At 64.8% G+C, this 11,267-nt stretch carries 7 protein-coding genes and 1 pseudogene; all 8 read right to left on the bottom strand.

All coding sequences use genetic code 11. From position 1 onward, the window contains the following. A pseudogene (locus tag AC1DY5_RS25815) lies at positions 1–675 on the bottom strand (hypothetical protein); the annotation flags it as partial. A 757-nt stretch (positions 676–1,432) separates the two neighbouring features. Continuing rightward, on the bottom strand, positions 1,433–2,416 hold the full coding sequence (locus AC1DY5_RS25820) for a Bug family tripartite tricarboxylate transporter substrate binding protein (RefSeq protein ID WP_478115989.1): 984 nt from the start codon (positions 2,414–2,416) through the stop codon (positions 1,433–1,435). After that, positions 2,413–3,279, bottom strand: a complete 867-nt coding sequence (locus tag AC1DY5_RS25825) for an ABC transporter permease (RefSeq protein WP_478115997.1) — start codon at positions 3,277–3,279, stop codon at positions 2,413–2,415. Before AC1DY5_RS25825 ends, AC1DY5_RS25820 begins: the two co-directional genes overlap by 4 nt. Beyond that, positions 3,276–4,454 (bottom strand): ABC transporter substrate-binding protein, encoded by a 1,179-nt coding sequence (locus AC1DY5_RS25830; protein WP_478115990.1) that lies wholly within the window; start codon positions 4,452–4,454, stop codon positions 3,276–3,278. Before AC1DY5_RS25830 ends, AC1DY5_RS25825 begins: the two co-directional genes overlap by 4 nt. Further along, the gene (locus AC1DY5_RS25835; RefSeq protein WP_478115992.1) at positions 4,451–5,440 is read right to left on the bottom strand and encodes a PQQ-dependent catabolism-associated beta-propeller protein; all 990 of its coding nucleotides are present in this window, start codon (positions 5,438–5,440) and stop codon (positions 4,451–4,453) included. Before AC1DY5_RS25835 ends, AC1DY5_RS25830 begins: the two co-directional genes overlap by 4 nt. A gap of 35 nt (positions 5,441–5,475) precedes the next feature. Beyond that, the gene (locus AC1DY5_RS25840) at positions 5,476–6,189 is read right to left on the bottom strand and encodes an ABC transporter ATP-binding protein (protein WP_478115999.1); all 714 of its coding nucleotides are present in this window, start codon (positions 6,187–6,189) and stop codon (positions 5,476–5,478) included. Positions 6,190–6,956: 767 nt separating this feature from the next. Next, positions 6,957–8,189, bottom strand: a complete 1,233-nt coding sequence (locus AC1DY5_RS25845) for a class I SAM-dependent methyltransferase (RefSeq protein ID WP_478115994.1) — start codon at positions 8,187–8,189, stop codon at positions 6,957–6,959. Between the two features lie 5 nt (positions 8,190–8,194). Further along, entirely contained in the window at positions 8,195–9,676 is a 1,482-nt protein-coding gene (locus AC1DY5_RS25850) for an arylsulfatase (RefSeq protein WP_478115996.1), read from the bottom strand. Positions 9,677–11,267: the final 1,591 nt, after the last annotated feature.

An 11,267-nucleotide genomic window follows, 5' to 3' on the forward strand; every position in this document is an offset into this window, starting at 1 on the left:
GTAGACAAGGCCGTCCCAGGCGATCGGCGCCGACGGCACCGACTCGCCACGTTTCGGGTCGCAGATCGACGTCTCCCACACCTGCTTGCCGGTCTTGAAGTCGAAGGCCAGCACCCGGCAGTCCTGGGTGCCGCGAAACAGCATGCCGTCCATGTAGGCGGCGCCGCGGTTGGCCGGCAGCAGCCCGCCGGGATAGTCCAGGCGCGTGCGCCAGTTCTCGGCGCACGTGGCCGGGTTGATGGAGAAGATCTCGAACTCGGCGGTGCCGATCAGGGCGTTGTTCACCATGATCAGGCCCGTTTCGAAGGCGGTGAAGATGCCGAGGTCGTAGGTGCACAGGATCTTCAGGTTCCCGACGTTCTTCGTGTTGATCTCGTTGAGCGGCGAGAAGCGCTGCGATGTGGGTGTCCGGTTGTAGCTCGGCCAGTCTCCGGCCGCCACGTTCGGCCATGCCGCTTCGGCGGGAGGCGGGGAGGACGCCGCAGCGACGGGCGCCTTGTAGGCGGGATTCGATTCGAGCGCCAGGGTACCCGCCGGCGCAGACATCGATTTGAGAGCGTTGAGTCCCATGCCCCCGTAGGTCGTCATCTGCACCGGGAACATGACGTAGAGCGCTCCCCCAATGGCCGCGCCTGCCACAACCAGCACGCCGATGATGATGAAGATCTTTTTCATGCTTCTAGCCCGATCGTGTAGGAGGGAAGACGATGTGTAGAGCCTGAACAGTAATGCGAACTGGAGACGCGAGAGCACGTAGGAATCGAGGTCGATGATTCGATGTCATCTGTCCCGTCTTTGCGGCCGCGCTAGTACGGTCGCCAGTACATCCTGTCGGATCTTCGCCTCTTCTTTAAACTACCTGAGCAGGTCGTGTCCAGGGCTCTTGGACCCATACGAAGATTTTGGAAGTACGGCCTCCGAGAGCGCAATCCCGGCGACCACCTATGTCCACGTACGTAGCAAGCCGCCAGAAGTTCAAGTCAAAGGCGCCGCGGCCGCGATTTTCGAAGCCATCACCATGCGCGACGACAGCGCGCTCGAATGGCACCATGCAAGCAGTCTCTTCACCCGATCGCGCACAAGTCGGCGGTGGCGGTAAGACGACACAGCAAAAGCAAGTGCCAACCGAGCGCACCAAAATATCGAAGGTAGTTCGTGCGAGCCAATGCGCCCCTCCGCTGAAAGCGGACGCCGGCGTGCGACGGATCTTGGGAAGGGACGTCGCCGTCGACAGCTCAGGGCGAAGGTCGGCTCTCGCGCACAGCCGACGCTCAAGCCGAACGGCCAACTGGCGGCTCAGGGCCGCTGGCCGCCGAACCGAGGGAGCAAGACATCGAACTTCGTTCCGTGTGAGGGCGCCAGTTCGAACGGCGCGACCCCGCCAAGTGCCGTAGCTACAGCTCGCCACTGTCCTGCGAAAATATGGCCGTCCTCAGCCACCCGCACCGCGCGAGCCCTTCATTCGTTCGGCGGCCGCATGCTCCTTGGCGTACGCTTCGCGGCAGGCGTTCGCGTAGTCCTCCGGGCCGAGGTAGGCGATCTCCTGATCGTACCTTGCCAGGTCTTCGCCGAACCGCGGGTCGAACAGGGCTTTCTTGAAGGCGCCATGCAGCATGTCCAGTACGTCGACTGGCAATCCGCGCGGACCGGCCAGCCCGTAGGGCGACATCGCCACGATGTCGAAGCCCAGTTCGCGCAATGTCGGCACCTGCGGCCAGCGCCCGGAGCGCTGCGCCCCCAAGGTCGCGAGCAGCCGCAGGCGGCCCGCATCGACCTCCGGCGCGAAACCGGTGGAATTGACCCCAACCATCACCTGGCCCGACGCCACCGCCAGGGTCAGCTCGGAGGTGCCCTTGTATGGCACATGGATGTAGCTCAGCCCGCGCTCGGTGAACAGCGCCTCGAGCACGAGGTGCGGCGTAGTGCCGACGCCATTGGTGGCGATGCTCAACTCGCCGGGCCGGGCGCGTGCGAAGTCGAACAGCTGGTCGAGCGAGCGCAGCGGGCTGGCAGCGCGCACCAGCACCCCGAATGTGACGCCCGAGATCTGGATGATGGGCGTGACATCTCGCACCGGATCCCACAGCACCTTTTGCAGGAACGGAGCGCGAAAAACCGGCTGCGGCATCTGCGCAATGGTGTAGCCGTTGGGTTCGGCCTGTTGCAGGATCGGCATCGCCAGCGTGCCGCCGGCGCCGGCGCGGTTCGCCACCACCACGGGCTGGCCGAGCGCCGGCGCGGCGACTTCGGCCAGGAGCCGCAACGACAGGTCGGTCGCGCCACCCGCCGCCCATGGCACCCACATCATGATCGGCCGGGAGGGAAAGGCTTCGGCTGCCAGCGCGTGCGGCAGAGGCCCCGCAGTCAGCGCGAGCGCGGCCGCACGTCCCAGCCAGCGGCGGCGGCCGGTGTTCATCCCGCACCTCCGCCGCGCTTCGTCAATCCACCAAAACCGCGCTGCGGGTCGTAGCCCCAGCAGGCCAGCACGAAGAAGACCGCCAGGCACCCGAGCACGATCCATGGCGCCTCGCCGGGGTCCTTGCCATACAACGCAAACCGGATCCATTCGACGGCGTGGGTGAACGGGTTGAAGCGGGCCAGCTGGTAGACCCATCCGGCGCCCGACTCCCGCAGCTTCCACAGCGGGTAGAGCGCGGTGGACATGAAGTACATCGGAAAGATCACGAAGTTCATCGTGCCGGCGAAGTTCTCCAGCTGCTTGATGTGCACCGACAGCAGCAGACCGAGCGCGCCCAGCATCAGCGCCCCGCACACCAGCGCCAGCAAGGCATGCAGCCCACCCAGCGAAAGAAGCGGCAGGTCGGTGCCGATCAAGGTCGCGACGATCACGAAGGCCAGGGCCTGCAGTACCGACAGCAGGGCCGTCGCGCAGAGCTTGCAAAAAAGCAGCCATGCGCGCGGCAAGGGTGCGGTGAGCAGCAGCCGCATCAGACCCATCTCGCGGTCGTAGACCATCGCGAGTGACGACTGYATCCCGTTGAACAGCAGTACCATGCCCACCAGGCCAGGCGCGATGTAGACGTCATAGGGGATGTAGGTGTCGTAGGGCTCGACGATCGCGACGCCGAACACGTTGCGAAAGCCCGCCGCGAACACCGCCAGCCACAACAGCGGGCGCACCAGCGCCGACACCAGCCGGCCGGTCTGCTGCGAGAATTTGAGCAGTTCGCGCATGACGATCGCCTGCATGGCTTGCAGCGCATGCGCGACGCCGCGACGCGGCGCAAGTTCTGCCGCGTCGGCTTCGACCGGAATCATCGCGTCGTCGTGCATCGCTTCTCCGGGGCGTCCGCGCCCAGTGTATCCAGCACATTGCTCGCGTGCAGCATGCCATCGACCGGCGCCTGCGAAATCACGCCCTGGCCGTCGGTGAGCAGGACGGTCTGGCGCAACTGCCCATCCCAGGGACGAAAGGTCAGATTCGTGCCCTTGGAACCATCGAGCGGCGTTTTGGCGAGCGCCTGCGCCCAACTGGCGGCGGGCCCTTTCGGTGCCGCGATGGCGGCCGCGAGCAGCGCCTTGCCCGCCATCCACGCCGACCAGTCGCTGGCGGTCATGGGCCGGCCGGCCGCCTTGGCGAAGCGGCGTGACACTTGCGGCGCGCCGTAGCGCTCGAACTGTGCATGCCAAGCCAGCGCCACCAGGCCTGCATCCCCCACCACCGGGCGAGGCAGCACGATCCGGTACGGCAAGCCGCGCGCAAATTCGCCGTCGCTGTCGACCACCCAGACGGCGTCGTAGTTGCTGCCGGCCGTCAGCAACAGCGGATTGGTCAGGTCGCGCTCCCGCGGATCGCCAGAAAGCTTGAAGGGCCGAATCGCGACTACCTGCAATCCGTAGCGCTTGATCGAAGCCTGCGCCGTGGCAGCGCGCAACTGGTCCTGCGCACTCGGGCCAACGAGCAGCAGCAACTTGCTCCATTTGCGCGACACGAGCGTTTGCGCCAGTGCGTCGGCGCGCATGCGCTCGCTCGGAAGGATGTGGAACAGGTGCGCCCGGCAGTCCTGCTCGCGCAGGCGGTCGGCGGCCTCGCCGATGTTGATCACCGGCAGCTTCACGGCATCGACCACTGCCAGCGTCCAATCCGCGGGAAGATCCGTAACGAGCACGGCGGCGCCGGATTTTTCGGCCGCCTGCGCGGCCGCGCGTGCGGCCTCGGGCGAGTCGGCGGACTGCTTCGTCAGTGTGACGGCCGCATCGACGGACTCGAGTTCGAACTGGCCTTCGTCCAGCGCGACCTGCAAGCCGTCACTCGCAGGGCCGTCAGGGTGGCCCAGGAAATGGCGCTCAACGCGCCACCGTTCGAGCCGCGCGTCGGGACTGGGCGAGATCAGCGTCGCCTTCAGCGGAGTGATGGCACCCGTCGGCTGTCCGTTCGACGCCGGCCCCGCAAGCAGCAGCGACACGCCGACGGAGCAGGCGGACCACTTCATTCGACCACCACCAGGCCGTAAGGCACGCGGCCGACGGGAATGCTCTTGATCGGCTTGGCCGCAGCGACATCGACCACGGTGACGTCGTCGCTCAAGCCGTTGACCACATACAGCCGGGCTTCGGCCTTGTCGAGCGTGACGTTCCACGCACGCTTGCCGACCAGGACGAGATTCGTGACCTTTCGCTGCGGCACGTCGACGAACGCGACGTGGTTGGCCCTGCCCAGCGCCACGAAGGCGCGTTTGCCGTCGCGCGACATCTGGATGCCCACCGGCGTGATGTCTTCGCTGCGCGCCCCCTTGACTTCGAACTTCAGGCTGCCGACCACGTTGCGGGTGGCCGTATTGATGATGCTGACGCTGGCGTCGAGTTCGTTGGTGACCCACAGTTCCTTGCCGTCGGGCGTGAAGGCCATGCGGCGCGGCCGCTTGCCGACCTTCACGTTCTTGACGATGGCACCGCTGGCGACGTCGATCACGTGCACGAGACTGGCGACTTCGGAAGTCACGTAAAGCGTCTTGCCGTCTGCGCTGACCTTCACGCCTTCTGGTTCCTTGCCGACTTTGATCGACTTCAGCACTTTGCCGTTCGCCGCGTCGATGAAACTCACCACACCTTCGTCCTCGTTGGAGACATAGATGGTCTTGCCGTCCGGCGACAGGTCGAAAGCCTCGGGCTCGTCGCCCAGCGGAATGCGACGCAGCGACTTGCCCGTCGCCGGGTCGATTACATCGGCCGCGTTCGACTCGCTGCAGGCGAGCATGATCAGGTGATCCGCTGTGAGCTGGATGTGCCGTCCCCGATTGCAGGTCGGGATGGTGCCCTTGACGCTGAGGGTGGTCAGGTCGATCAGCGTGATCGCCTGGTCTTTCTCGCTCGATACGTAGGCGGTGCCTTGCGCCACCGCAGCCGTGCCGAGGCAAACGCCCGACAGGACCGCAACCGAACGGGCCACACGCTTCAGGACATGGGCAACTTCATTCATGTCGGTGTCTCTACTGATGTGATTCATCTTTGTGTTCAACTCGTGCGCGCGATGAAGCCCGCTTCCAGCGTCGGCTTCCCTAGCGCTTGGGTCACCTCGAGGGGCGTGCCGTCGGCCAGGAGTTCTCCCTTGTGAAGCACCAGTACACGGTCGGCGCCTTCGGCCTCTTCCACCCGGTGCGTTGCCCACAGAACGCAGATACCGCGCTCCTGCACGTTCGCATGCAGAGCACGCATAAGATCCTGGCGTGACTTGGGGTCCAGGCCCACCGTGGCTTCATCCATCAGCAGCACGGCGGGTCGATGCAGCAACGCGCGCACGAGTTCAACCTTGCGTCGATTGCCGCCGGACAGTTCACGCACCTTGCGATCGAGGTCGGCGTCGAGGCCGAGCTGGGCACAGCCCGCCGCGATGCGAGATGCCGCCAGCCGCCGCGGCACGCCGTGCAGGTCGGCCTGGAACAGCAGGTTCCGGCGGATGCTGAGATCCAGATCGAGCGACACCTGCTGGAACACGACGCCGATGTGGCGCAACGCCGCCGTCGCGGATCGGTAGAGCGAATGACCGGCCACTTCGACCTCGCCCTCGTCGGCCGCAAACAGCCCGGTGAGCACCTGGAACAGGGTCGACTTGCCTGCGCCATTGGGCCCCAGCAAGGCCACGAACTGCCCTGACGCCAGCGTCAGCGAAAGGCCCTTCAACGCCGCCCGCGCGCCGTAGCGCTTGGTCAGGCCGGTGGTCTGCAACATGGTCGTCGATGGGAGCGTCTTTGGCATGAATAGCTTCGAGCATGCAACACGCGCGCCCATCGGCGCAAGCGGATTGCGGCTTTGCCGACGGCATGGGTTGGAGATGCGTCGTCTGCGTAGCGCCGACAGCGGGAACTGGACGCCATGGCAATCATCTCTGGGCAACTTCGCAGGCGTTGAAACAAGAGGGGACTACTTACGCAACGCTTCGCGCCGGGCATGCTCGAACCGGGACCGGGAGCCCCGCTACGCTCGCGGCGCGGCCGTGTACTTGCTAAGCGCTGGCAACGGGCGAACGGCCGCTTCGACGATTTTCAACGACCGCTTCTATGGGGACCGCCCCGACAGACAACTCAGGGTCGAAACCGCCGTTCGGTTCGCCTCGACCTCGCGCCTTCCGCGTGGGCTGCGGCGTTAAGCGGAAACCCTATTGGTGGCATGCGTTCAAGGAGTGAATTTGTGTCAACGTCCCAACCTTAGTCGCGACCCGCGCCCCGCTACGAGGCACAGGTCATGAGGTGCTTGATGCTATTTGACCACTACGGCGGACGGAGGAACGTAGGCGCTCGGGTCCCCAGCTGCGGGCGTTCATGCCGAAGCGTTCAACGTCGGCAAGATGAAGAGCAGGGCCGCGATGCCCGTCTCGAGGATTGGCCTGGGCGCGAGGTCCATGCTCAGAGCAGCGTGGCAATAATGCCGACGAACAGGATCACGCCAAGTCGTTCGCGGACGGCGGATCCTCATCGACGGGATCTTCTCGGTGCCTGTTACATCTGCCTCCTGATAGGAGAACGTGATCGGTCGAACACGACCTGGTCGTACCACCAGAGCCCCTCGAACAGCACGCGCGCAACGATGCGCAGCGCGGGCTCCGGCGCGATCTCGGCGATGGTGCGCCGGCCGTCGACGGCTTCCACGAGCTTCTTCTGCTGTGCATTGATCGGCAGGTAGAGGTCGGTGAATGCATGGTGCCTGTTGATGAGCACCGCGGCCGCGCCCGGCTGCAGCCGCTCCTGGACCATGACCGTGTCGGGCAGGCGGAAAGGCACGTAGTCCAGCCATCCATCGCCCTGGAAGCTGACGGGGGCATGGTCCGGCCGGTCGTCGCGGTACGCCACCACGCTGTGCCGGATCATCGACCCGCGAAAGAGTTCGACGGCGGCGTACTGCTCTTCCTTCGGCAGCCGGGACAGCAGTGGCTGGTGCGGCGAGGACGCCAGGCTGCCGCACTCGGGTAGATAGGCCGCCTGCCCCAGCCAGCGTCCGAAGCGCAAGCCGCCCGCTCGCAGGAAATCGAAAAGCTGCGGGACGGAGTAGGCCCGGTCCTGGGGGTGGAGCAGCGCGTCGGCGATCCCCGCCTCGCTCTTGAAGTCGGGCGCGCTGCGCAGCAGCGGCATCAGCGGGTGGTCCGGCGGCAGCGCACGAAGACTCGCCGCGAGCGCCTTGATCTCGTCGGCCGTCGTGCCGATGCCGAGCCGGCGGCAGTAGTCCTGAAGCAGATAGACGCCGGCGCGGCCGTAGGGCGCGTAGACCATGAGGTACATCGCACCGTTCGGCGCCAGCACATCGCGAAGGGCCCGCAGTCCCGCGTCGGGGTCCGGCAGATGGTGCAACACGCCGGTGCAGACCACATGCTCGAAAGTGCGACCCAGCTCGGCCGCGCGCTCCACCGGGAGCTGGTGGAGCTCCAGGTTGTCGAGGCCGTATTTGCGCTTGAGCACTCCGGTCTTCTCGATGCTCGTCGCGCTGACATCGATGCCGACCACCTTCGCGCGCGGCCAGCGCATCGCATGCTTGGCGGCCTGGGAGGTGCCGCAGCCGGCGACCAGGATCGTCCGGTCTTCGCGAAAGGACTCATCCGGCCAGAAAAGCAGGGCCTCGCTGCGCCGCCGGTCAACGCTCCCCGATGGCCGGTAGCGCTCCAGGTCATCGACCGGCGGTGGGTAGGGGTGGCGCTCATAGAAAGCGCTCACGTCCTGCGCCACCTTTCGATCACCCATCGCGGTCAGGCGTTGCCGTGGCCCGACACCTGCGCCAGCACCGCATCCAGGTTGAACGACGCGGGCTTCTGGCGCGGCGGGAACTTGGCGAAATCCGCGATCTGGGCCCCGATCACCGCCTGCATCTGGTACATCTGCGGCACGTGGTCGACCATCCAGTCCAGGTAGGTGTTCGAGTTCACTTCGGCCCGCTCGAACGGGTCTCGTCGCAGGTTCATGATGTACGGAAGGCGCAGCTTCACGAAAGGCTCGGCCCACTGTCTCATCGTGTTGGCGCGTTGCACTGCCAGATGGAACTTGTAGTCGCCAACCCGGACCGCGATCACCTCGCCGTCATCGCTGAAGTACACGATGGCGTTTCTCGCGCTCTCCTTCGCCTTGCCGGTCAGGTAGGGCAGCTGGTTGAAGCCATCGAGATGGACGTTGTACTTCATGCTGCCCACCTGACAGCCGTCGAGCAGCTGCTTCGTGACGTCCTCGTTGCCGGCGGCCGCCAGCAGTGTCGGGAACATGTCGATGTGGGAAACGATGCCGTTGAGCACCGACCCCGCCTTGATCTTGCCAGGCCATCGCATGAAGCAGGGCACGCGCCATCCGCCTTCCCAGTTGGAGTCCTTCTGGCCACGGAACGGGGTGTTGGCGCCGTCCGGCCAAGTGTCGTTCTCCGGTCCGTTGTCGGTGGAGTACATGACGATGGTGTTGTCGGCGATGCCCAGTTCGTCGAGCTTGGCGAGCATCTGGCCGATCTGCTCGTCGTGCACGACCATGCGGTCGCTGTAGGGGTCCTGCCCGCTCTTGCCGAGGTTCTTTTCCGCGACGTGGGTTCGAAAGTGCATGGCCGTCGAGTTGTACCAGAGGAAGAAGGGCTGGTCGGCCTTCGCCTGCTTCTCCATCCACCCGATGGCCGCGTCGGTGATCTCCTCGTCGATGGTCTCCATGCGCTTCTTGGTCAGCGGGCCGGTGTCCTTGATCGTCTGCCCGCCCTTGCCGTCGGACAGGCAGTGCAGCACGCCGCGCGGGCCGAACTGCTTCTTGAATGCCGGATCCTTAGGGTAATCCGGAAGCTCGGGTTCCTCCTCTGCGTTCAGGTGATAGAGGTTGCCGAAAAACTCGTCGAAGCCGTGCATGGTCGGCAGGAATTCGTCGCGGTCGCCAAGGTGGTTCTTGCCGAACTGACCGGTGGCATAGCCCAGCGGCTTGAGAAGCTCGGCGATGGTCGGGTCCTCCTTTTGCAGCCCCACGGTAGCGCCGGGCATGCCGACCTTCGTCAGGCCGGTGCGGATCGGGTTCTGGCCCGTGATGAAGCAGGCGCGTCCGGCAGTGCAACTCTGCTGCGCGTAGTAGTCGGTGAAGGTCACGCCCTCCGCCGCGATGCGGTCGATGTTGGGCGTTTGATAGCCCATCATTCCGAGGCTGAGACGGCTGATGTTCCAGAAGCCGATGTCGTCGCCCCAAAGAATCAGGATGTTGGGTTTCTTCGCTGCCATGTCGTTTCCTTTCGGTTGAGAAGTTGAAGTGCATGGCAAGGTCGTTCAGCCTTGCTCTGACGTTCTCCTTGCGGATCGTGGACACGCATCTCGCGGACTGCGATTCCCCTGACCAATATTTTTGCCATTCGCCGCACCGTGCGCCATCCGAGCGCCTACGCAGTCCCACGTACGTGGAGTGGTACTCCTGGGGTCGAATGCAGCCAAGAAGCCGCGCGCCAACCACCCACAACCGCAGGTTCGATTGCGGCTGCGGGCTGCCTATTTTGCAGGCGCCATACCGGGGGTGTTGGGTGGCGCTGGGTATTGGCCGGGGGCCGCCTTGGGATCGCGCGCCTTGCGTTCGTTGGCACTCGCCTGACCTGCCGCGGCCGCCTTTCCAGAGCCAATGTCATCGTTCAGGGGCGACGTCACTTCGTCTCCGCCAACTTTCCGATCCTTGCCCTGCGGCCGCGCATCGTCCCTCTTCTGTGCGCGCTCCTGGGGCTGGCGACGACGCTCCGGGCGGATTTTGAGCGCTTGTGCCGGCAGACATCAACCCTGCGAGCATGTGGACGACTAGCTTTTTCATGGCGACTCCTTGATGCGCGCGTGACAACTGCTTGCAGATCCACACCCGATTGTCCAAGCACTTCAAAGGCAACTCAGACGGGCTTTGACCTGTGCGACGGAGCACTGGTTGTTCATCAGTATGGCCGGAAACGAAAACCACGCTATCACAAGACAGAGGCCCTGGAAGTCTGTGCAACCATCTGCCGCGGAGCCAGCAGACTCTGCTTGGTGAAGCTCTACGCGTTGTCGCTCAGCCCCTTCGCCGGCATGGTCGGAGCCCCGAAGGTTCAGCGACACTCGGTGACCGGCCTCCACGAAAGTGAGCGTGCGTAGCCGCCGATGTTCATCCAAGACGATCGGGTCCGCCATGCGCTCAGATCCAAGAGAAGGACGTAGGCCGCGCGGGGATGGGCACGCGCAATCCGAAACCTTGCGATAGAGCCAGGAGCAATCGACGAGTTTTCCGCTCGCGCAAGGTTGCGCGCCGCAAGACCCAGCTCACAAAATCACTACCCTCATCACTTGCATTGCGAGGCGTGCGCGGTCCACCGCACGCAGGACGCCGCCTGGCACGTATCTCCTCACTCTGGGCTGCCTGATCTCGACGCGCGAGAATGCAGCTCCAGACGAACCAGCTCTCCCAGAGGAAGCTTGCATGTCCTGTCACCCCACTCGCAGAAGCTGGTCGGACCTTTTCTCGATCCGATCAAGGCCATATGCGCTGGAAACCTCAAGGCCGTCGGCTCGCTCGTCGCGGTCGTGAAAAAAGGCGGTTCTTGTGCATTGGGAACCAATCGCTGTGCCGCGGAACGCCTAGTGTAGTGCGCTCGAAATAATAGAACTTAACGTATACTGCGCATACCAAGCTTTGCGGAGGTTTGAGCCATGCGCGTTGCCCGGAAGATCGAACTGGATGCTGTTGCCGAACGGGAGTTGACTGCGCTCGCCCGGCGCGGCCGCGTTGAGGCCCGCGTGCAGCAGCGAGCCAGGATCGTGCTGTTGGCCGCGAAGGATTGGCAGAACAAGGACATCGCTGCCG

This window comes from Variovorax sp. P4_D9, assembly GCF_056401695.1.

Coding starts and splice junctions, on each gene's coding strand:
- AC1DY5_RS25820 (WP_478115989.1), bottom strand. CDS start 2,416: ATGAACACCGGCCGCCGCCGCTGGCTGGGACGTGCGGCCGCGCTCGCG.
- AC1DY5_RS25830 (WP_478115990.1), bottom strand. CDS start 4,454: ATGAAGTGGTCCGCCTGCTCCGTCGGCGTGTCGCTGCTGCTTGCGGGG.
- AC1DY5_RS25835 (WP_478115992.1), bottom strand. CDS start 5,440: ATGAATGAAGTTGCCCATGTCCTGAAGCGTGTGGCCCGTTCGGTTGCG.
- AC1DY5_RS25840 (WP_478115999.1), bottom strand. CDS start 6,189: ATGTTGCAGACCACCGGCCTGACCAAGCGCTACGGCGCGCGGGCGGCG.
- AC1DY5_RS25845 (WP_478115994.1), bottom strand. CDS start 8,189: ATGGGTGATCGAAAGGTGGCGCAGGACGTGAGCGCTTTCTATGAGCGC.
- AC1DY5_RS25850 (WP_478115996.1), bottom strand. CDS start 9,676: ATGGCAGCGAAGAAACCCAACATCCTGATTCTTTGGGGCGACGACATC.